The 21,306-nt window shown below is 62.4% G+C and carries 16 protein-coding genes; 10 read left to right on the top strand and 6 right to left on the bottom strand.

What is annotated here, in order from left to right:
- The first annotated feature begins 5 nt into the window (after positions 1–5).
- The 4 genes from pgeF (at position 6) to ilvN (ending at position 6,348) form a co-directional block, all read left to right on the top strand.
- Entirely contained in the window at positions 6–779 is a 774-nt protein-coding gene (pgeF, locus tag C793_RS0112780) for a peptidoglycan editing factor PgeF (RefSeq protein WP_017431342.1), read from the top strand.
- 252 nt (positions 780–1,031) lie between these two features.
- Complete coding sequence (clpB, locus tag C793_RS0112775) at positions 1,032–3,635, top strand: ATP-dependent chaperone ClpB (protein ID WP_017431341.1); 2,604 nt, start codon at positions 1,032–1,034, stop codon at positions 3,633–3,635.
- Between the two features lie 497 nt (positions 3,636–4,132).
- Positions 4,133–5,857: an acetolactate synthase 3 large subunit gene (locus C793_RS0112770; protein ID WP_017431340.1), complete on the top strand. Its 1,725-nt coding sequence runs from the start codon at positions 4,133–4,135 to the stop codon at positions 5,855–5,857.
- Positions 5,857–6,348, top strand: coding sequence for an acetolactate synthase small subunit (ilvN, locus tag C793_RS0112765; protein WP_017431339.1), 492 nt, complete (start codon positions 5,857–5,859; stop codon positions 6,346–6,348). Before C793_RS0112770 ends, ilvN begins: the two co-directional genes overlap by 1 nt.
- 103 nt (positions 6,349–6,451) lie before the next feature.
- Here the strand turns inward: ilvN and recN are convergent, their stop codons facing one another.
- Positions 6,452–8,125, bottom strand: coding sequence for a DNA repair protein RecN (gene recN, locus C793_RS0112760; protein ID WP_017431338.1), 1,674 nt, complete (start codon positions 8,123–8,125; stop codon positions 6,452–6,454).
- Positions 8,126–8,468: 343 nt separating this feature from the next.
- Between recN and grpE the strand changes: the two genes are divergently transcribed.
- From grpE to C793_RS0112740, 4 genes are all read left to right on the top strand, one after another.
- Positions 8,469–9,131, top strand: a complete 663-nt coding sequence (gene grpE / locus C793_RS0112755) for a nucleotide exchange factor GrpE (RefSeq protein ID WP_017431337.1) — start codon at positions 8,469–8,471, stop codon at positions 9,129–9,131.
- Positions 9,132–9,290: 159 nt separating this feature from the next.
- Positions 9,291–11,216: a molecular chaperone DnaK gene (gene dnaK, locus C793_RS0112750; protein WP_017431336.1), complete on the top strand. Its 1,926-nt coding sequence runs from the start codon at positions 9,291–9,293 to the stop codon at positions 11,214–11,216.
- A gap of 131 nt (positions 11,217–11,347) precedes the next feature.
- Positions 11,348–12,496: a molecular chaperone DnaJ gene (dnaJ, locus tag C793_RS0112745; RefSeq protein WP_017431335.1), complete on the top strand. Its 1,149-nt coding sequence runs from the start codon at positions 11,348–11,350 to the stop codon at positions 12,494–12,496.
- Positions 12,497–12,599: 103 nt separating this feature from the next.
- Entirely contained in the window at positions 12,600–13,481 is an 882-nt protein-coding gene (locus C793_RS0112740) for a DMT family transporter (protein WP_017431334.1), read from the top strand.
- A gap of 30 nt (positions 13,482–13,511) precedes the next feature.
- On the opposite strand, the gene C793_RS0112735 is transcribed toward C793_RS0112740, so the two are convergent.
- The 3 genes from C793_RS0112735 to C793_RS0112725 form a co-directional block, all read right to left on the bottom strand.
- Positions 13,512–14,831 (bottom strand): TRAP transporter large permease, encoded by a 1,320-nt coding sequence (locus C793_RS0112735; protein ID WP_017431333.1) that lies wholly within the window; start codon positions 14,829–14,831, stop codon positions 13,512–13,514.
- Between the two features lie 71 nt (positions 14,832–14,902).
- Positions 14,903–15,448, bottom strand: coding sequence for a TRAP transporter small permease subunit (locus C793_RS0112730; protein WP_026106284.1), 546 nt, complete (start codon positions 15,446–15,448; stop codon positions 14,903–14,905).
- Positions 15,441–16,460, bottom strand: a complete 1,020-nt coding sequence (locus tag C793_RS0112725; RefSeq protein ID WP_017431331.1) for a TRAP transporter substrate-binding protein — start codon at positions 16,458–16,460, stop codon at positions 15,441–15,443. The genes C793_RS0112730 and C793_RS0112725 overlap by 8 nt, the downstream gene beginning before the upstream one ends.
- Positions 16,461–16,705: 245 nt before the next feature.
- Between C793_RS0112725 and dapB the strand changes: the two genes are divergently transcribed.
- On the top strand, positions 16,706–17,530 hold the full coding sequence (dapB, locus tag C793_RS0112720) for a 4-hydroxy-tetrahydrodipicolinate reductase (protein WP_017431330.1): 825 nt from the start codon (positions 16,706–16,708) through the stop codon (positions 17,528–17,530).
- 156 nt (positions 17,531–17,686) lie between these two features.
- Here the strand turns inward: dapB and C793_RS0112715 are convergent, their stop codons facing one another.
- Complete coding sequence (locus C793_RS0112715) at positions 17,687–18,163, bottom strand: very short patch repair endonuclease (RefSeq protein WP_017431329.1); 477 nt, start codon at positions 18,161–18,163, stop codon at positions 17,687–17,689.
- Positions 18,164–18,174: 11 nt separating this feature from the next.
- Positions 18,175–19,620 carry a DNA (cytosine-5-)-methyltransferase gene (gene dcm / locus C793_RS0112710; RefSeq protein ID WP_017431328.1) on the bottom strand — a complete coding sequence of 482 codons (1,446 nt, stop codon included), beginning with the start codon at positions 19,618–19,620 and terminating at the stop codon, positions 18,175–18,177.
- A 498-nt stretch (positions 19,621–20,118) separates the two neighbouring features.
- On the opposite strand from dcm, the gene carA reads away from it, so the two are divergent.
- Positions 20,119–21,264, top strand: a complete 1,146-nt coding sequence (carA, locus tag C793_RS0112705; RefSeq protein WP_026106283.1) for a glutamine-hydrolyzing carbamoyl-phosphate synthase small subunit — start codon at positions 20,119–20,121, stop codon at positions 21,262–21,264.
- The last annotated feature ends 42 nt before the right edge of the window (positions 21,265–21,306 follow it).

Genomic DNA, 21,306 nt, shown 5'->3' with positions numbered 1-21,306 from the left:
ATCCGATGAGCGATGCGCTGGACCTGCATCCGACGCTGATGACGCCCGATTGGCCGGCGCCGGCCAACGTACATGCTTTTGTCACTACCCGGGAAACCGGCCCCAGCCAGGGTGATTTCGCCGCTTTCAACGCCGCGACCCACGTCGGCGACAACGCCGACCATGTGGCCCTTTGCCGGCGCCTGCTGAGCAAGGAAGTGGGCGATGAGCGGCCGTTTTTATGGCTCAGCCAGACCCACGGTGCCCGGGTGCAGCAGCACTATCCCCGGCGCACCGCCGTGCAGAGCGAGATTCCCGAGGCCGACGCCGCCGTGGCCGACAGCCGCGACTACGCCTGCGTGGTGCTCACCGCCGACTGCCTGCCGGTGTTTTTCTGCAACCGCGCCGGTACCCGGGTAGCGGTCGCGCACGCCGGCTGGCGGGGGTTGGCCGGCGGCGTGCTGGAGGCCACGGTCGCCGCGCTCAATACGCCCGCCGAGGACATTATGGTCTGGCTGGGGCCGGCGATTTCCAACGCCCAGTTTGAAGTCGGCCCGGAGGTGTTCGACGCCTTCGTCGCCGTCCACCCCCAGGCGGAAGAGGCCTTTGATCCCAGCCCCTATCGGCTGGGTCATCACATGGCGGATATTTATCGCCTGGCGCGGCTACGCCTGGAGCTGCTGGGGATCGATGAGGTGAGTGGCGGGCACTTCTGTACCGCCAGCGAACCGCGCTTTTATTCCCACCGCCGCGATAACGGCCGCACCGGCCGCATGGCCAGCGTGATCTGGTTGGGGTGATCCGGCCGGGCTGAACCCGTCTTGCCCTGTCTTTTTCTTTCCTCTCCTCTGCTGCTCTCTTTTCCTCTCGTTTTCCTGCGCCACATCATCTTTGCCGCACCCGGCTCTTGAAACGCCTTCCCCCCGGCGCCATTTCATTGGACATACCCATACCGCCGGGCGGGATATTCCCCCGGCGGCTTGATGATCAGGAGGCCGGCCGGCGCGTCGCGGTAATTCATGACGCCCTGCCAGGCCGGAAGGAGTCCATTCATGCGATTCGATAAATTTACCGCCAAGCTGCAAAACGCCATTGCCGACGCCCAGTCGCTGGCCGTGGGGCAGGGTCACAATCAGATAGCACCGGCACACCTGCTGTTGACGCTGCTGGACAGCGCCGATACCGGGCTCAAGTCGCTGGTGGAAAAAGCCGGCGGCAGCGCTTCGACGCTCCGCGATGCGCTATCCCGCCAGCAGGACAAGCTGGCACAGGTCAGCCATTTTGACGGCGACGTTCAGCCCTCAAAGGAGCTGATCAAGCTGTTCAACCTGACCGACCGCGAGGCCCAGAAACGCGGCGACCAGTTTGTCGCCACCGAGCTGGTGCTGCTGGCCGCGCTGGAAGCCGGCGGCGATACCGCTCGCGCGCTCAAGCAGGCCGGTCTCGATCGCCGTTCGCTGGAAACCGCCATCGACAACGTGCGCGGCGGTGAAAGTGTCAACGACCCCAACGCCGAAGAGTCCCGCGAGGCGCTGGACAAATATACCCAGGACCTGACCCAGCGGGCGCTGGACGGCAAGCTTGATCCGGTCATCGGCCGCGACGACGAAATCCGCCGCACCATCCAGGTGCTTCAGCGGCGCACCAAGAACAACCCGGTGCTCATTGGCGACCCGGGCGTGGGCAAGACCGCCATCGTCGAGGGGCTGGCCAACCGGATCGTCAACGGCGAGGTGCCCGAGGGCCTGAAGGACAAGCGCGTTCTCTCGTTGGATATCGGCGCGCTGCTCGCGGGGGCCAAGTTCCGCGGCGAGTTCGAGGAGCGACTGAAAGCGGTGCTCAAGGAGCTCGCGGAAGAGGAAGGGCGGATTATCCTGTTCGTCGACGAGCTGCACACCATGGTCGGCGCGGGCAAGTCCGAAGGCTCGATGGACGCGGGCAACATGCTCAAGCCGGCGCTGGCGCGGGGCGAGCTGCACTGCGTCGGCGCCACCACGCTGGACGAATACCGCCAGCACATCGAAAAGGACGCCGCGCTCGAGCGCCGCTTCCAGCAGGTGCTGGTGGACGAGCCCGGCGAAGAAGACACCGTGGCGATTCTGCGCGGGCTGAAAGAGCGTTACGAAGTCCATCACGGCGTGGATATTACCGACTCGGCGATCATCGCCGCGGCGAAGCTGTCTACTCGCTACATTACCGACCGCAAGCTGCCCGACAAGGCCATCGACCTGGTCGACGAAGCCGCCTCGCGCATTCGCATGGAGCTGGACTCCAAGCCCGAAGAGATGGACAAGCTCGACCGTCGGCTGATCCAGCTCAAGATGGAGCGCGAAGCGCTGAAGAAGGAAACCGACGCCGCCTCGCAAAAACGCCTTGATGCCCTGGTGGAGGAAATCCACGAGCTGGAGCGCGAATACGCCGATCTCGACGAAATCTGGAAGGCGGAAAAGGCCAGCATCCAGGGCGCGGCGCAGTTCAAGGCCGAGCTGGAGCAGGCGCGGCTGGATATGGAGCAGGCCCGGCGCCAGGGCGATCTGGGGCGCATGTCGGAAATTCAGTACGGCACCATCCCCGCGCTGGAGCAGAAAATTGCCGAGAGCAGCGAAAGCGAAGAGGCCGATACCTCGACCCACCAGCTGCTGCGCTCCAACGTCACCGAGGAAGAAATCGCCGAGGTGGTTTCGCGCTGGACGGGGATTCCGGTCGCCAAGATGCTCGAAGGCGAGCGCGACAAGCTGCTGCGCATGGAAGAGGCGCTGCACGAGCGGGTGATCGGCCAGGCCGAGGCCGTCGAGGCGGTATCCAACGCCGTGCGGCGTTCCCGCGCCGGGCTTGCCGACCCGCACCGGCCCAACGGCTCGTTTCTGTTCCTCGGGCCCACCGGTGTGGGCAAGACCGAGCTGTGCAAGGCGCTGGCGACCTTCCTCTTCGACACCGAGGAAGCCATGGTGCGCGTGGATATGTCCGAGTTCATGGAGAAGCACTCCGTGGCTCGGCTGATCGGCGCGCCTCCGGGCTACGTCGGCTACGAGGAGGGCGGCTACCTGACCGAGGCCGTGCGCCGCAAACCTTACTCGGTGCTGCTGCTCGACGAGGTGGAAAAAGCCCACGCGGATGTTTTCAATATCCTGCTGCAGGTGCTGGAAGACGGCCGCCTCACCGACGGCCAGGGCCGCACGGTGGATTTCCGCAACACCGTGATCGTGATGACCTCGAACCTGGGCTCCGAAATCATTCAGCGCATGGGCGGTGATCAAAGCGATACCGACAACCACGACTACGAAACCATGCGCAGCGCGGTAATGGAGACGGTGGGCAATCACTTCCGCCCCGAGCTGATCAACCGCATCGATGAAGTCGTGGTCTTCCACGCTCTGGGACAAGCGCAGATTCGGGCGATTGCCGGCATTCAGCTGGAGCGCTTGAAGGCGCGGCTGGCCGAGCATGATCTGGGCCTCGAGGTGAGCGACGACGCCCTGGCGCAGCTGGCGGTGGCCGGTTTTGACCCGGTCTTCGGCGCCCGGCCGCTCAAGCGGGCGATCCAGAGCCGGATCGAAAACCCGCTGGCCCAGGACCTGCTGGCCGGTCGTTTTGCCAACGGCGGGACCGTTTACGTAGGCGCCGAAGACGGTGAGCTGCGCTTTGGCACCGACTGAGCCGACGCCGGCCCGATGATCGGCAACATGCACAAGCCCGCTTGAACGCGCCGTAATCGGCCGGGCCAAAAGCTGATGCAAGATCAGTGCCAACACGCCCTGCCGGCATCGCCACTGGCGATAGCCGGCAGGGCGTTTTCGTGCCGGGTTTCCCGCCGTGCCGGGCGCCGGGCGGTTGACAATCCGAGCGCGCTAATGGAATCTTGAAGGCTCCTGATTTGCGGGCGCGGAACCACGGGCAACCCCCTATCCCCGCGCGAAGGGTAGGCGTTCAAATGCCTTTACCCGCCGAAGGACTTCCGGGCCCGGGCTAATCCGCCCGACCTGGCCAACGCCCCGACGCGGTAAACCGCCGTGAGAGAGTGCAGACCCCAACCGGGTCATATGCCAGGGTTTGGCATCAGGTGCCGGTGTAACCGGCAGCGGCATATCGCCGCACTCGACTTGGTGGGCCAACGCCCGCCGACAGCACTCGAGACCTCCAGGGGAGAGACACTGTGGAACTGCTTTCCGGCGCAGACATGATCGCCCGCTTCCTGCAAGACGAGGGCGTTGAATATATTTATGGTTACCCCGGCGGGGCCGCGCTGCATATTTACGATGCGCTGTTCCGCCAGGACCAGGTCAAGCACATTCTGGTGCGTCACGAACAGGCCGCCACCCACGCCGCCGACGGCTACGCCCGCGCCTCGGGCCGCCCCGGCACCGTGCTGGTCACCTCCGGCCCCGGCGCCACCAACGCGGTCACCGGCATTGCCACCGCCTATATGGACTCGGTGCCCATGGTGGTGCTGTGCGGTCAGGTGGTCAGCCACCTGATTGGCGAAGACGCCTTCCAGGAAACCGACATCGTTGGCGTGACCCGGCCCATCGTCAAACACAGCTTTGCGATCCGCCATCCGTCCGAGATTCCCGAGGTGTTGAAAAAGGCCTACTACCTCGCCTCGACCGGGCGGCCCGGGCCGGTGGTCGTGGACATTCCCAAGGACATGACCGCGCCCACCGAGCGTTACGAGTACACCTACCCGCAAAAGATCAAGATGCGCTCGTACAACCCGGTGACTCGCGGCCACACCGGCCAGATCAAGAAGGCCGTGCAGCTGATGCTCAAGGCGCGCCGCCCGGTGTTCTATACCGGCGGCGGCGTGGTGCTGGGCAATGCCGGCGATGGCCTCACCGATCTGGTGCAGAAGCTGGGCCATCCGATCACCACCACGCTGATGGGCATGGGCGCCTACCCGCAAAGCGATAGCCAGTGCCTGGGGTGGCTGGGCATGCACGGCTCTTACGAGTCCAACATGGCCATGCACCATGCCGATCTGGTGATTGCCATCGGCGCGCGCTTTGACGACCGGGTGACCAACAACGTCTCCAAGTTCTGCCCCACGGCCAAGGTCATCCACGTTGACGTTGACCCCAGCTCGATCTCCAAGACCGTGCGCGCCGACGTGCCTATCGTCGGCCCGGCGTCCAGCGTGATCAACGAGATGATCAGCCTCGTGCAGGGCAAGGAGATTGACAACCCCGAGGCGCTCGAGGACTGGTGGCAGCAGATCAACGACTGGCGCGCCGAGCGCGAGGGCAAGCGTTACGAGCCGTCGCAGGCCGGCGAAGTCCTGAAGCCTCAGGAAGTCATCGAAGCCATCAGCGACAGGACCGGTGGCAAGGCCTTTGTCACTACCGACGTGGGCCAGCACCAGATGTTTGCCGCCCAGTACTATGAGTTCGACAGGCCGCGCCGCTTTATCACCTCCGGCGGGCTGGGCACCATGGGGTTCGGCTTTCCGTCGGCCATGGGGATCAAGCTGAACTATCCCGACGACGACGTGGTGTGCATCACCGGCGAAGGCAGCTTCCAGATGATGATGCAGGAGTTCTCGACCTGTAAGCAGTACGGCATCGGGGTCAAGATCATCAACCTGAACAACGCCTCGCTGGGCATGGTGCGCCAGTGGCAGGATCTCAACTACAAGTCCCGCCACGCCAACTCCTACGTGGAGTCGATGCCCGACTTCCACCTGCTGACCCAGGCCTACGGTTTCACCGCGCTGACGGTGAACACCCTGGACGAGCTGGCGCCAGCGCTTGAGCGGGTGTTTGAAGACAAGCACGAGCTGGTGTTCCTCGACGTCAAAGTCGATCCCTTCGAGCACGTTTATCCGATGCAGGTGCCGCTGGGTTCCATGCGTGACATGCTGCTGTCCAAAACGGAGCGTACCTGATGCGTCATATCATCTCGATTCTGATGGAAAACGAACCGGGTGCCCTGTCGCGTGTGGTCGGTCTGTTTTCGCAGCGTAACTTCAACATCGAAACTCTCAACGTCGCACCAACCGACGACGAATCGCTGTCGCGGCTGACGGTAACTACCGAGGGGGACGACCGGGTGGTCGAGCAGATCACCAAGCACCTCAATAAGCTCATTGACGTGGTCAAGCTCGTGGATCTGACCGAGGGCAATCACATCGAGCGCGAGTTGATGCTGGTCAAGGTCAGAGCGCAGGGCGCCGCCCGGGATGAGGTCAAGCGCAATGCCGATATCTTCCGCGCCCAGGTGGTCGACGTTACCCCGAGTCTGTACACCGTGCAGATTACCGGCGATGCCACCAAGCTGGATGCTTTCCTGCAGGCCATGGCGCCGGTGGGTATTCTGGAAGTCGCCCGCACCGGCGTTTCGGGTATCGCCCGGGGCGACAAGGTGCTGACCCTCTAACCGGCGCTTTTTCCGGTAGACAGGTAGAAAAAAGGCCGCTTTTTAGCGGCCTTTTTTCATGGTCGGGAAGGCGCCTTGAAAGCCATGGGTTCGAGGAAAGTCGTCAATGCGCGGGGCGCTGGCTGGCATTGAGCATTTCCCGGGCGTGGGCCAGGGTCTGGTCGGACAGGTTGATACCGCCGAGCATGCGGGCCAGTTCGCTGACCCGCCCGCCGTCGTCGAGCAGCGCCATCCGGGTATGGGTGCTGTTGTCCCGGGCGCGTTTTTCGATGTGCAGATGGGCGTGCGCCTGGGCGGCGACCTGGGGCAGGTGGGTGACGGTCATCACCTGGCCGTTATCGCCCAGACGGCGCAGCAGCTGGCCGACGATTTCCGCCGTGGCGCCGGAAACCCCGACGTCGACTTCGTCAAACACCAGGCTGGGAATGGTCGAATGGCTGGCGGCCACGACCTGAATCGCCAGGCTGATGCGCGACAGCTCGCCGCCGGAGGCCACTTTGGCCAGCGGGCGCGCCGGCTGGCCGGGGTTGGCGGCAATGAAAAACTGCACGCGCTCCAGGCCTTCGGCGGCGGGGGTATCGCGGGGTTCAAACGCGACCTCGAAATGCGCTTTGCCCATCGCCAGAAACGCCAGCTGCTGCTGGACTTCGTCGGCAAATGCGGTCGCCGCCTGGCGCCGGGCCTTGCCCAGCGTTCGGGCGGCGTCGCGGTAGCGGTCGTGCAGGTCGTTGACTTCGGCGCTCAGCGCATCCAGATCGCCACCGCTGGCGTTGAGCTGCTCCAGCTCTTCGCTCAGGCGTGCGTGGAGATCGGGCAGCTCCTCGGGCGCGATGTGGTGCTGGCGGGCAATACGATGAATGTCGCCCAGCCGATTTTCCACGAACGCCAGGCGGTCGGGGTCAAGCGGAGTGTCGGCCGCCAGATGGTTAAGTTCGCTGGCGGCTTCCTGCAGCTGGATCTGTGCATCGCCCAGCATGGTCAGAGTATTGGCCAGAACGCCGGTATCACTGCCCGGCAGGTTTTCCAGCCGGCTCCGGGCCTGGTGCAGCAGCGACAGCGCGCCGCTGTCGTCGTCCTCGCAGCAGTCGGCGGCGAACTGCGTATCGCGCAGAATTTCCTCGGCGTGGGCGAGCGTCTGCTGTTCGTCTTCCAGCGTGGGGAGCTCGTCGTCGCCCAGCGCCAGCTGATCCAGCTCCTCGACCTGATAGTGCAACAGCTGGCGGCGTGCATCGGCCTCGCTGCCCTGCTCGCGGCGCTTTTTGAGCTGGCGCCGAGCGTTTTGCCAGTCACGAAACACCTCGCCCAGGGCCTCGACGTCGTGGTTCAGTCCGGCGTAGTCATCCAGCAGGGTCAGATGGGTATCGGCGTGCATCAGCGCCTGGTGGGCGTGCTGGCCGTGAATCTGAATCAGCCGTTCGCCCAGCGCCTTGAGATCGCTGATGGCGGCAGGGCGGCCGTTGATCCAGGCCTTGCTGCGTCCGTTGGCGCTGACCACGCGGCGGAGCAGACATTCGTCGGTGGGCAGCTCGCGTTCGGCCAGCCAGGCTTTGGCGTCGGGCAGGCGGGTGATATCAAAGCGTGCCGTCAGGTCGGCGCGCTGGCAGCCGTGGCGCACGCTGCCGGCATCGGCGCGGCTGCCCAGGCATAGGCCCAGCGCTCCCAGCAGAATGGATTTGCCTGCGCCGGTTTCCCCGGTAACGGCGGTCATGCCGCCCTTGAGATCCAGTTCAAAGCGGTCAACGATGGCGAAGTCCTGGATTGCGAGCTGTGTCAGCATGAAGCCTCCCGGTACGCGTGATGAGCTGTGGAGCTGGCCACCCATGACAAACAGGCGGGCCACTGGCTGGCTGATTAACCAATAATTGTTTTTTATACAGCATGATGTTTTATACCGCAACAGCAACGGATGCTGTTGTATCGGCCTGTGATTTAAATACGACCGGCTTTAATACGACCGGACTTAATGCAACCGGCTTCAATGCGATCGGCTTCAACGCGGCTGTGACGTTCGCAGGTAAATGCCTCTTGAGTTGGCGCACATAATCCCCATATAGGGCCCCAACGCGAGGTAACAGCGCAGACGTGCTGAATTCAACCGCTGCTTTTCTCAGGAGACTCCAATGGCTAAAGACCCGCAGAACCCGCTCGACGACGAGCTGGAGCGCCACGACCAGGACGATGCCCAAACGCCCGAAGGCGAGGCCGCGTCGGAACAGCATCAGGCCGAAGAGCGCCTGGCCGAAAGCGAGCTGGGCAGCCTGATCGACGACGAAGGCGATACCGTCAACACCGAGAGCGAAAGCGACAACCCCGAAGCGGAAGTGCTGGCGACTCGGGTAGAGGAGCTGGAAAAGGCGCTGGAAGAAACCAAAGAGCAGTCCATGCGCACGGCCGCTGAAGCGCAGAACATGCGCCGCCGTGCCGAGCATGACGCCGAAAAGTCGCGCAAGTTTGCGCTGGAAAAGTTCGTCAAGGAGCTGCTGCCGGTGGTCGACAGCCTGGAAAAGGCGCTGGAAGCCATGGGCGAAGAAGCCACCGAGGCCCACCGCGAAGGCGTGTCCATGACGCTGAAAATGCAGCTGGACGTGCTGGGCAAATTCGGTGTCGAGTCGGTTGACCCTCACGGCGAGCCGTTTGACCCGCAGCTGCACGAAGCCATGACCATGGTGCCCAATCCGGATATGGATCCCAACACGGTCATGGAAGTCATCCAGAAAGGCTATCAGCTCAACGGCCGCCTGATTCGTCCGGCGATGGTCGTGGTCAGCAAAAAACCCGACTGATACGGGGTAAAAAGCCCTTGAAATGCTGCCGGCGACCCCCAGATACAGGAACATCCCGGCGACGTTGATCGCCTGACTGGACAACAAGTCTTGATTGTTATCAATACATTGTTAACCACTCAATTAACCACTTTTCACTGATTTTTTTGAGGTATTGCCATGGGACGCATTATCGGGATTGACCTGGGTACCACCAACTCCTGCCTGTCGGTACTCGACGGCAAGGAATCCAGGGTTATCGAAAACGCCGAAGGCGGCCGCACCACGCCGTCCATCATCGGCTACACCGACGACGAAATTCTGGTGGGTCAGGCGGCCAAGCGCCAAGCCGTGACCAACCCGGAAAACACCGTCTACGCGATCAAGCGCCTGATCGGCCGTCGCTTTGACGACAAGGTCGTCCAGAAAGACATCGACATGGTGCCGTACAAGATCGCCAAGGCCGACAACGGCGACGCCTGGGTCGAAGTCAAGGGCGAAAAGATGGCGCCGCCCCAGGTCAGCGCGGAAATTCTCAAGAAGATGAAGAAGACCGCCGAAGACTACCTGGGTGACGACGTCACCGAAGCGGTTATCACCGTGCCGGCCTACTTCAACGACAGCCAGCGTCAGGCAACCAAGGACGCCGGCCGCATCGCCGGTCTGGAAGTCAAGCGCATCATCAACGAGCCCACGGCGGCAGCGCTTGCCTACGGCATGGACAAGTCGCGCGGCGACCGCACCATCGCGGTTTACGACCTGGGCGGCGGCACCTTCGATATTTCCATCATCGAAGTCGCCGACGTTGACGGCGAAACCCAGTTTGAAGTGCTGGCCACCAACGGCGACACCTTCCTCGGCGGTGAAGACTTTGACCTGGCGCTGATCAACTACCTGGTCGACCAGTTCAAGAGCGACAGCGGCATTGATCTGTCCGGCGACAACCTCGCTATGCAGCGCCTCAAGGAAGCCGCCGAGAAGGCCAAGATCGAGCTGTCCAGCGCCCAGCAGACCGACGTCAATCTGCCCTACGTGACCGCCGACAACACCGGTCCCAAGCACCTCCAGGTCAAGGTCACGCGTGCCAAGCTGGAAGCGCTGGTGGAAGACCTGGTCGCTCGCTCGCTGGAGCCGTGCAAGACCTCGCTCAAGGATGCCGGCCTGTCCGCTTCCGAAGTTGACGACGTTATCCTGGTCGGCGGTCAGACCCGCATGCCCAAGGTGCAGGAAAAAGTCGCCGAATACTTCGGCAAGGACGCGCGCAAGGACGTCAACCCGGACGAAGCCGTGGCCGTGGGTGCGGCGATTCAGGGCGGCGTGCTCGGCGGCGACGTCAAGGACGTGCTGCTGCTCGACGTGACCCCGCTGACGCTGGGTATCGAAACCATGGGTGGCGTAATGACGCCGCTGATCGAGAAGAACACCACCATCCCCACGAAGAAGACCCAGACCTTCTCCACGGCGGATGACAACCAGACCGCGGTGACCATCCACGCGGTTCAGGGTGAGCGCAAGCAGGTCTCGCAGAACAAGTCGCTGGGCCGTTTCGACCTCGCCGACATTCCGCCGGCGCCGCGCGGTGTACCGCAGATCGAAGTTGCCTTTGATCTCGACGCCAACGGCATCCTCAACGTCTCGGCGAAGGACAAGGCGACCGACAAGGAACAGTCCATCGTGATCAAGGCCTCCGGCGGTCTCACCGACGAGGAAGTCGATCAGATGGTCCAGGACGCCGAAGCCAACGCCGACGAGGACAAGAAGTTCGAAGAGCTGGTCACGCTGCGCAACCAGGCCGACGGTATGGTTCACGCTACGCGTAAAACGCTCGAGGAAGCCGGTGACAAGGCCACCGACGACGAGAAGGAAAAGATCGAAACCGCCATCACCGAGCTGGAAGAAGCCAGCAAGGGTGACGACGTGGACGACATCCAGAAGAAGCTCGATGCCCTGACCGAAGCCTCCGGCGAGCTGGCGCAGAAGATGTACGCCGAGCAGGAAGGCCAGCAGGGTGAAGGCGAAGCGGCCGACGGCGGCAATGCCCAGCCCGAAGAGGACGTGGTTGACGCCGAGTACGAAGAAGTCAACGACGACCAGAAAAAGTCGTAAGACAACTGGCTGCGAGAGTAAACGGTGACGCGGGAGGCAACTCCCGCGTTGCTGTTTGCGCAGGCCCTGTTCTCAAGCAACCCGTTTCTCAAGCCAACTCGTGCTCAAGTTAACCAGGAGGCGTGGGACCCATGTCCAAGCGCGATTATTATGACGTCCTGGGGGTCGATAAAGGGGCCGATCAGAAGGAGATCAAAAAGGCCTACCGCCGTCTGGCGCAAAAGTATCACCCCGACCGAAACCCGGACGACGATACCGCCGCGGAAAAATTCCGCGAGGTATCCGACGCCTATGAAGTGCTGGGCGACAGCGAAAAGCGCGGCGCCTACGACCAGTTCGGCCACGCCGGCGTCGACGGCCAGGGCGGCGGCTTTGGTGCCGGCGGCTTCGGCGGCGGTGGCGGCGATTTCAGCGATATCTTCGGCGATGTATTCGGCGATATCTTCGGCGGCGGTGGCCGTCGGCGAGGCCCCAACGCGCCGGCGCGCGGCTCCGATCTGCGCTACAACCTGGAAGTCGACCTGGAGCAGGCGGTAGCCGGCACCAGTGTGGATATCCGGGTGCCGCGCCATATCAGCTGCGACCGCTGTGACGGCGACGCCGCCGAGCCCGGCTCCAGCAAGGAAACCTGCCCGACCTGTCAGGGGATGGGCCAGGTACGCATGCAGCAGGGCTTCTTTGCCGTGCAACAAACCTGTCCGACCTGTCACGGCGGCGGTGAGCACATCAAGGTTCCTTGCCACAAGTGCAACGGCGAAGGTCGCGTGCGCGAGACCCGTACGCTGTCGGTGAAGATTCCCGCCGGCGTGGATACCGGCGATCGCATCCGGCTCAATGCCGAGGGCGAATCCGGCCTCAACGGTGGCCCGCCCGGCGATCTCTATGTCCAGGTGGCCATCAAGCCGCACCCGATTTTCGAGCGTGACGGCCGGCATTTGCAGTGCGAAGTGCCGATCAACTTTGCCGACGCGGCGCTCGGCGGCGAGCTGGAAGTGCCCACGCTCGAAGGCCGGGTCAAGCTCAAGATTCCGCCCGAAACGCAAACCGGCAAGCTGTTCCGCATGCGCGGCAAGGGCGTGAAGCCGGTGCGCGGCGGCGCTCAGGGCGACCTGCTGTGCAAGGTCGTGGTGGAAACGCCGGTCAATCTCAACGACGAGCAGAAAGACGTGCTCCAGCAGCTGCAGAAAAGCTTTGACGACAGCAACACGCAAAACCACTCGCCAAAGAAGACCAACTTCTTTGACGGCGTCAAAAAGTTTTTCGAGGACATGAAGTCCTGATCGTGGCCTGATTGACCATCCGACGTCCTGATGCCGGCATCTCCAGGTGCCGGCATTTTTGCGTCCGGGCTCGGGATAACGCGACACCGATTCAGGAGAGAAGATGCGCGAACATGCCGGCATGCTGCTGTGGGCCCTGCTGGTAGGGCTGTCGTTTCCCGTGGTGGGCTGGCTGGATGCCCTGCCGCCGCTCCTGCTGACCGCGCTGCGTTTCGCCATTGCCTGCGCGGGGTTGTGGTGGCTGGCGCGACGCTCGGCGGACTTCTGGCCGCGCTGGCGCACGCTGCCGCTGTACGGTCTGATGGGGCTGTGCCTGGCGGGATTTTTCAGCGCCATGTTCCAGGCGGCGCAGCACACCACGGCGGTTTCCATGGCCACGCTTTACGTCACCGTGCCGCTGCTGGCCTACGCCGCCGGGCTGATGCTGGGCGTGGAACGTAGGCGCTGGCGAATGCCCGCCATTCTGCTGCTGGGAGCGTGTGGTGCGCTGTTGCTGGCGCTGGCCGAAGCGGTGGTGCAGGGCGGAGCGTTGCAGCTGGGTCGCGGCGAGGCGGTGTTTTTCCTCGGCTGCGTGGCTTCGGCGCTGTACCCGGTGATCAGCAAGTGGGGGCTTGCCCGCGAGTTGTTGGCGCCTTCCGCCGCGGTGCGTACCTTCTGGAGCCTGGCGATGGGCGGAGTGCTAATCGGCGCTCTGGGCCTCGTGTTGGAGCCGGTCGACGCCCTGCTCGACATGCGCGGCCGGGATGCGCTGGTGCTGGTGTATCTGGGGCTGGGCTCCAGCGCGCTAACGTTCTGGCTGATGCAGCACGCCACCGGTAGGCTCACACCCGGTGCGGTGACGGCGTACAGCTACCTGGTCCCGTTTGTCTCCATGCTGCTGCTGTTCTTCCGCGAGCCCGGCCGGATCGACTGGATCTGGCTGCCGGGCAGCGCTCTGGTGGTGCTGGCGATCGCGCTGCTGGCCAGCGGCCGCGCCGAGCAATGACGCGGCTGTTGGGCGTTTCGCCGTGGAGCGCTAGAACAGCTTGTTGGGGAGCCACAGGGCAATACTCGGAAAGGCGACAATCAACGCCAGTCCGGTGAGCTGCAGGGCAACAAACGGCAGCGCCGAGCGGTAGATATCGGTGATCGTGATGTCTTTTGGAGCTACCGACCGCATGTAAAAAAGGTTGTAGCCAAAAGGCGGCGTCAGGTAGGCCGACTGCATGCTCAGGATGAAGAGAACGGCAAACCAGGTGGTATCGAAACCCAGATCATTCACGATCGGCACGTACAGCGGAATGGTGATAAACAGGATGGCAAAGTCATCCAGGAACATGCCCAGGAGGAAAAAGCTCAGCAGCATGAAAATGATCACCGTGTACGGGGAGAGGCTATAATCCTGAATCATCTCGGTGAGAATCATGCCGGCGCCCAGGCCCATGTAGATCTTGCTGAAAAACACCGCGGCAATAGCAATCCACAGCAGCATGCCGGTGATTTTGGTGGTGCTGAGCATCACGTAGCGCAGCAGTCGCCAGCTGACGTTGCCGCGTAGCGCGGCGATCAGCAAGGCACCGCCGGCGCCCACGGCGGAGGCTTCGGACGGCGAGGTAATACCCCCGATGATGCAGCCCAGCACGGCAAACACCAGGATGCCCGGAGCCACCAGGTGCCGAAGCGCGAGCAGCTTTTCCCTGGGAGTGAAACGCTCCTGTTCGGGAGCGGGCGGTCCAAGCGAAGGGTCAATGCGGCAGCGAATCAGGATATAAATCATGTAAATCGAGGCCAGCATCAGGCCGGGCATCAGCCCCGCGGCAAAGAGCTTGCCAACGGATTCCCGGGCCAGAAAGGCGTAGACAATCATCAATACGCTGGGCGGAATCAGAAAGCCCAGGGCGCCGCCGGCCATGATGGTGCCGGTCACCAGGCGCTTGTGGTAGCCGCGCTTGAGCATCGCCGGCAGCGCAATGATGCCCAGGCTGACGGTAGCCGCCCCGGAAACGCCGGCCATTGCCGCGATCAGCGCGCAAATCAGCACGGTCCCGACACCCAGGCCGCCGGGCAGTCGGCCCATCAGCTTGTGGATCATTTCAAAGAGGTCATCGGTAACGCCGGAGCGTTCGAGGACCAGCCCCATGAAAATGAACAGCGGCAGGGCAACCAGAAGGAAGTTATCCATGGTGCTGTAGGCAGACGCCAGCAACAGGTCAAGCCCGCCGTTTCCGAACATGATATAGGCGCTGCCCATGCCGGAAATCATCAGCGCCCAGGCCAGTGGTGCGCCCATTGCCATCAGCACCAGCATGGAAAAAAACATGATGCCGGTAATCGTCAGAGGCTCTAGATTGGCCATAAAAAAGCTCTTTTAATGGCATGCCCGTCAAAGGGCATGTCGGTGTTGGATCATCACGTCAACAGGGTGTTTCAAGCCGGGTCATCGATCGCATCATCTCGCGGGTCGTCATACGCCACGCCGAATAGCCGGAGAACGGCGCGCAACAGCTCGGCCAGGCTTTGCAGTATCAGCAGGCCAACGGCTATCGCGATGGTGGATTTAATCGGATAGAGCGGCGGGCGCCAGACGCTCTGGTTGGAGAATTCGCCCATACGCCAGGAGGTATAAGCAAACTCTATCGCCAGCTTGAAGAAGATAACGAGCACCACCAGACCCAGGCCAAAGACCACCAGGTCGCAAAAGGCCCGTCCTCGCGGGGGCAGAAGGCCATAGACGACGTCGCTGCGGACGTGCCCGTGATGACGGAGGGTGTAGCTGCCGGAGAGGATGCTCAGCGCACCGAAGAACATGGTGGTCAGCTCATTGCCCCAGATTGTCGGGGCGTTGAGAAAATAGCGTGCCACCACTTCAAACAACAATATGCCGATCATCCCCAGCGTTAGCCAGGAGATGGTCTTCCCGACCCAGTCGGAAAGACCATCCTGCACCCGTAAATAGCGGTTTACTCTACTCACTCAGGCGTCCTTGTTTGACGGCGTTATCAATCAGAATATCGACGGCTTTGGCATTGCGTTCCGACTTGTCGGCTTCATCCTGCCAAATGCTCTGGGCGGCTTCCGTCAGGCGCTTGGCATCGGCATCGGGCAGCGAGGCGAAATTGAACAGCTCTCCTTCCTCGATGAGACGCTGGTTGCCTTCTTCCAGCCACTCGTGAATACCGTCGGCGTATTGGGCGATGCCCTCGCGAAGGATTGTCTGATGCTCATCGGACAGGTTTTTCCAGGTGTCCTGGTTGACGATGGCCGTTTCGATCCAGCCCGGATTCAGCATGTTCATGAAGGTGTAGTTGTCGGCCGCTTCGTGCAGCTTGAGCTGCTCGTACTCAACCGGGCCACCGTAGACAACGCCATCGATAACGCCGGTGGAAAGGGCGACGTAGAGCTCCTGAGCCGGGAGAAAAACCGTGGGAATATCAAATTCCTGCAGAACTTCGGCAACCTGCCCGGTGGCGCGAATACGCATTGATTTGAGGTCGTCGAGGCTTTCAACCGGCTCCCGGGTCAGCAGATCGTAGTTGCTGCCGTAGCCGCGTCCGATGAGTTTGACGCCCTTTTCCGCGTAAGCTTCCCTGGCAAGATCATTCAGGCCCTGGTTTTCAAAGATGTCGCGCGCTTCTTCGGTATTGACCCAGGCGCCCGGCAGACCGGCTTCGATATTGCCGATATTGACCTGCCCGGGCCAGTAGCTGCCTACCCCGTAGCCGATGTCGATGGTGCCGCGCTTGACGGCATCCACGAACTGATCGCTGTCTACCAGCTCGCCGCCGTGGAAGTACTGGATGCGCAGGCTGCCATCGCTGGCTTCCTCGACACTGTCCTGAAACTCCTGGGCGATGCTGTCCATTTCCGTGCCGTAAAAGGTATGGAAGCGTAAGCGTACGGTGTCGGCCGCGACGGCCTGGCTGGCGACAAGGGAAGCAGCCGCCGAAACGGCGAGTGTGCTTTTGACCAACAGAGATAGCTTCATGGGAGGTACCCCGGTGCAGTGATGTTGTGGTTGTGGTAGCGCCCGGTCAGTGCTTGCCGGGAGCGCATCTGCCATTTGCAGTAAAGCACAGGGATAGCCGGAAGTGTGTATTACTTTAGGATAATTTCGACAAATTCATAAATTGTCTAAAAAGCGTTTTATGTCCGGGCTTGCGCCTCCGGCGGCTGTTGTCGGGCTTTGCTATACTCGCCGGACTGTTTTTCCTATTCACCGCAGGAGCTCGCATGTCATCAACCGCCACTACCCGCATTGCCATTGTCGGGGTCGCCGGCCGTATGGGGCGCACCCTGGTCAACGCCGTGGAACAGGACGCCAACGCCACGCTGGCGGCCGGCATCGTCGAACCCGGCAGCTCGCTGGCCGGCAGCGATATCGGCGAGCTTGCCGGGCTGGGTAAAAAGGGCGTAACCGCCGTGGATGGCCTGGCCGACTGCGTCCACGACTTCGACGTACTGATCGACTTCACCGCGCCCGCCGTGACCCTGGAAAACCTGGCGTTCTGCGCCGCGCACGGCAAGCGCATCGTCATCGGCACAACCGGCATGAGCGATGAGGAAATCGCCACGCTGGACGGCTACCGCGAGCAAATGCCGCTGGTGTTCGCGCCCAATATGAGCGTCGGCGTCAATCTGACCCTCAAACTGCTGGAAACTGCCGCCAAAGCGCTGGGCGATGAAGGCTACGACATCGAAGTGATCGAGTCGCACCACCGTCACAAGGTCGATGCGCCTTCCGGCACCGCGCTGAAAATGGGCAGCGTCATGGCCGACGCTCTGGGCCGCAATCTGAAAGAGCACGGCGTGTTCGAGCGTGTCGGTCAGTGCGGCCCGCGCAGCGACGAGGAAATCGGCTTTGCCACCGTGCGCGCCGGCGATATCGTCGGCGAACACACCGTGATGTTTGCCACCGAAGGCGAACGCATCGAAATTGCCCACAAGGCGTCCAGCCGCATGACCTTTGCCAGGGGTGCTGTGCGTGCCGCTCGCTGGGTCGCGCAACAGCCCAACGGCCGCTACGGCATGCAGGACGTGCTCGAACTCGACGCCTGACGCCGTCGCTTATAACGATTTGCCGCAGAACAAAAATGCCCCCGGCGCCGGGGGCATTTTGTCGTGATAGCGCGTGTTTTCGCTGCCGAGGGGTTATAAAGATGATGTGCTATGCAGGTAACGGGCTATACAGGTAATGAACTATATAGGTGAGGGCTATGCGGATGGCGGATTGGCGTGGCGCACCCGGGGTGGCCGCTCCGGCCATTCGTCGAGAACGTCCGGAGAGGTGATTTTCTCTGCGACGGTCTGAATCTCGTTGAGCCGGTGCTTCAGGCCGCACTCCCAGACGATCAGCACCCGCCAGCCGCTGCTGATCAGCTTTCCTTGCTGCTGTTTGTCCCGGGCGGCATTGGTGTCGAGCTTTTGCCGCCAGAAGTCCTTGCGGGTTGCCGGTGAGGTGGCATAAAAGCAGCCTTCGTGGCGGTGCCAGAAGCAGCCGTGAACAAAGATGGCGAGCCGATGTTTGGGTAAAACGAGGTCGGGTTTTCCGGGAAGATCCCGGCGGTGCAGGCGATAGCGAAACCCGCACGCATGCAGGTAGCGACGCACGATAAGCTCGGGGCGGGTGTCGCTGCCCCTGATGCGGGACATCATCCGCGAGCGGGTTTGTGAGTCGACAATGTCGGTCATGGGTTGGATCTTTACTCGATGACAAGCCCCAATTCGGGCTGGTGCGGCGCCTGGTGTAACTGTTCGCGCTGTTTGCGACGCGCTTCGATGATACGCGGCTTCATCAGCTCGGCGACGGCGGCGAATACCGGGACCACCACCGAGTTGCCGAACTGACGGTAGGCCTGGGTATCCGAAACCGGAATAACAAAGCGGCTTTCGCCCGGGGCGTTGAAGCCCATCAGGCGCGCGCATTCCCGGGGCGTCAGGCGGCGGGGGCGGTTACGTTGATTCTCGGGTGAATCAAACGGTTTCCGGTCGTCAAAGCCGCGATCCACCAGGATCTCGGAGCCGTCCTTGTGGTAGCGGGCCGACAGCGTGCGCGCGACATCATTGGGGCCGGTGAGGCCGAAGCCGAAGCCGTTGCCTTTATCACGGTGTTTTTGGGCGTAGCGGTAGAGGTAGTCCCAGAGTTTGGGCGTGAGGATGTACTTGTCATCCACCGAGTCGTCCAGCAGGTCACCAAAAGCGGGGCGCTGCTGCGGATGGATTTTCTCCAGATCGCGCAGCGTAAACCCCTGGTGTACGTTCAGATCACGGCGAAAGCCCGCCAACACAATGCGCTCACGGTGCTGGGGGACAAAATGACGCGCATCGATGACCTTGGGATCGCGACCCTTGGGCGCCTCGGCATCGGCCACGTCGTAGCCCAGCTCATCCAATGCCTCGCAGATGATGCGGAAGGTCTTGCCCCTGTCGTGGCTTTTGAGGTTCTTGACGTTTTCGAGCACGAAAGCTGCCGGGCGCTTGGCGGCAATAATGCGCGCCACGTCAAAGAAGAGGGTGCCCTGGGTGTCGCACTCGAACCCGTGTTTGAGGCCCAACGAATTTTTCTTTGACACCCCGGCCAGAGAAAACGGTTGGCAGGGAAATCCGGCGAGCAGCACGTCGTGGTTCGGAATTTCCCTGTGGATATGCGCGTAGGCCGTTTCTTCATCCACGCCGTCTTTGGCCGACAGAGTAACGTCGCGAATATCGCGATTGAAGCGGTGCGAGGCCGGGTCACAGTAGTGGTTGGCCTTGTAGGTACGAACGGCAAAGCGGTCCCACTCCGAGGTAAAAACGCACTCGCCGCCAATGGATTCGAAGCCCTGGCGTATGCCGCCGATACCGGCGAAAAGATCGATAAAGGTAAAGTTGGCACGCCCCTGATGGGCCGGGGCACTGGGCAGCATGGCCATCAGACGCCGCGCTTCGTCGCGGGTGATTCTGGGGCGGGTTTTGCCTTTGGCCATCCGGTTCAGTGTTTCACGACACCAGCGGTCGTCGACCTCCTCCAGCGCGGCAGCGATTGTGCCCTGATCGTAAATATCCAGCACGCGCTGCAGCAGCTGGCTGTCACTCAGCAGGTCGTAGCGGGACGCCGGGGTTGCCGGGTTGGCGGCATCATCTGTGTCGAGCCCTGGCAGCAGTGACATGGCGGAGCCTCTGGGTGATAAATATGGATCATATTTGTGACAGTGGATTGCCATGGTATTCCGAATACCCCGGCTTGCGCCAGTTGTCGATTGCGTTTCGTGGGGCAGAGCTCGTGGGGCTGAGCGGTTTTTATCGCTGTCGGGCACCTGAGCGAGTGACCCCTGGCGTCAGGGATATAGTCAGCGACGATTGCCCTCGCTAGCAGCGTCTGCGCTGGCGATTGGCCGGAAAATCCTGTAACATCCCGTAGATTTTGGTCGAGTGGTTCATAAAGCCGCGCTTGTTGCGCAGGCCGGTCCGGCGAAAAGCGGTTCGCCGCTGTGCCCGGACCCTATTGGCGACGAACAACAAGCGGGATGAAACCGGTTTTTCCAATCGGCTTCGTCCCGCTTTTTTACGACCTGACGTTTGCCTAAAACGCCGCCATGACGGATGCCGCTGTCGTGACAGGGGTGTTTTCACCAGCCTTCGGAGGACTTGCCTTGAATAACCCCGCATTGAACCAACCCGCGATTATGGCGCTTGAAGACGGGAGCGTGTTCCACGGCATCGCCATCGGCGCCGAGGGCCGGACGAGCGGCGAGGTGGTCTTCAACACGGCCATGACCGGCTATCAGGAAATCCTGACCGATCCGTCCTACACCCGCCAGATCGTGACGCTGACCTATCCGCACATCGGCAATACCGGTGTGAATGCCGAAGATACCGAGTCCGACGCGGTTGCCGCAGCCGGCCTGGTGATTCGTGACCTGCCGCTGACGGCCAGCAACTTTCGCTCCGAGCAGAGCCTGTCCGACTACCTGAAAAGCTGGAATGTGCTGGGCATCGCCGAGATCGATACCCGCCGTCTGACGCGTCTGCTGCGCGACAAGGGCGCCCAGAGCGGCGCCATTCTGGCGGGCAGGGAAGCCGAGGGCGACGACGCCGTGGAGCGCGCGGTGGCGGCGGCCAGGGGCTTTCCCGGTCTTTCCGGAATGGACCTGGCCAGGGTCGCCAGCTGCCGAGCGCCCTACGAGTGGAGTGAAGGCGAGTGGGCGCTGGGCGCAGGCTATCAATCCGGTGCGGATATTGAGCAGCCATACCACGTTGTGGCTTACGACTACGGCGTCAAGCGCAACATCCTGCGCATGCTGGTGTCGCGCGGCTGCCGGGTGACCGTGGTGCCGGCGCAAACCCCCGCCGCCGAGGTGCTGGCGTACAAGCCCGACGGGATTTTTCTGTCCAACGGCCCGGGTGACCCGGAGCCCTGCGACTACGCCATCGAGGCGCTAAAGGAGCTTCTGGACACCCGTATTCCGCTGTTCGGCATTTGCCTGGGCCACCAGCTGCTGGCGCTGGCCAGCGGCGCGCACTCGATGAAGATGAACCACGGTCATCACGGGGCCAATCATCCGGTGCAGGATCTGGCGACGGGGCAGGTGATGATTACCAGCCAGAACCACGGCTTCGCCTCGGATGAAACCACGCTGCCGGATACGCTGCGCGCCACGCACCGCTCGCTGTTCGACGGCACGCTGCAGGGGGTTGAGCGTACCGACTGCCCGGCGTTCAGCTTTCAGGGTCACCCGGAGGCCAGCCCCGGCCCGTGCGACGTGGCGGCGCTGTTTGATCGCTTTGTGGCCCTGATGCAGGCCCGCCGCTAAGCCCGGCGTCGCCCTGTTAACGCCATTATCTTGTTGCTCATC

The organism is Vreelandella jeotgali Hwa (assembly GCF_000334215.1).
Lineage (GTDB): Bacteria > Pseudomonadota > Gammaproteobacteria > Pseudomonadales > Halomonadaceae > Vreelandella > Vreelandella jeotgali.
The sequence above is the reverse complement of the archived record's forward strand: the minus strand, read 5'-3'. Positions and strand labels throughout refer to the sequence as shown.

Coding starts and splice junctions, on each gene's coding strand:
- ilvN (WP_017431339.1), top strand. CDS start 5,857: ATGCGTCATATCATCTCGATTCTGATGGAAAACGAACCGGGTGCCCTG.
- C793_RS0112725 (WP_017431331.1), bottom strand. CDS start 16,460: ATGAAGCTATCTCTGTTGGTCAAAAGCACACTCGCCGTTTCGGCGGCT.
- dnaJ (WP_017431335.1), top strand. CDS start 11,348: ATGTCCAAGCGCGATTATTATGACGTCCTGGGGGTCGATAAAGGGGCC.
- dcm (WP_017431328.1), bottom strand. CDS start 19,620: ATGTCACTGCTGCCAGGGCTCGACACAGATGATGCCGCCAACCCGGCA.
- C793_RS0112740 (WP_017431334.1), top strand. CDS start 12,600: ATGCGCGAACATGCCGGCATGCTGCTGTGGGCCCTGCTGGTAGGGCTG.
- dnaK (WP_017431336.1), top strand. CDS start 9,291: ATGGGACGCATTATCGGGATTGACCTGGGTACCACCAACTCCTGCCTG.
- C793_RS0112715 (WP_017431329.1), bottom strand. CDS start 18,163: ATGACCGACATTGTCGACTCACAAACCCGCTCGCGGATGATGTCCCGC.
- pgeF (WP_017431342.1), top strand. CDS start 6: ATGAGCGATGCGCTGGACCTGCATCCGACGCTGATGACGCCCGATTGG.
- C793_RS0112735 (WP_017431333.1), bottom strand. CDS start 14,831: ATGGCCAATCTAGAGCCTCTGACGATTACCGGCATCATGTTTTTTTCC.
- clpB (WP_017431341.1), top strand. CDS start 1,032: ATGCGATTCGATAAATTTACCGCCAAGCTGCAAAACGCCATTGCCGAC.
- dapB (WP_017431330.1), top strand. CDS start 16,706: ATGTCATCAACCGCCACTACCCGCATTGCCATTGTCGGGGTCGCCGGC.
- recN (WP_017431338.1), bottom strand. CDS start 8,125: ATGCTGACACAGCTCGCAATCCAGGACTTCGCCATCGTTGACCGCTTT.
- grpE (WP_017431337.1), top strand. CDS start 8,469: ATGGCTAAAGACCCGCAGAACCCGCTCGACGACGAGCTGGAGCGCCAC.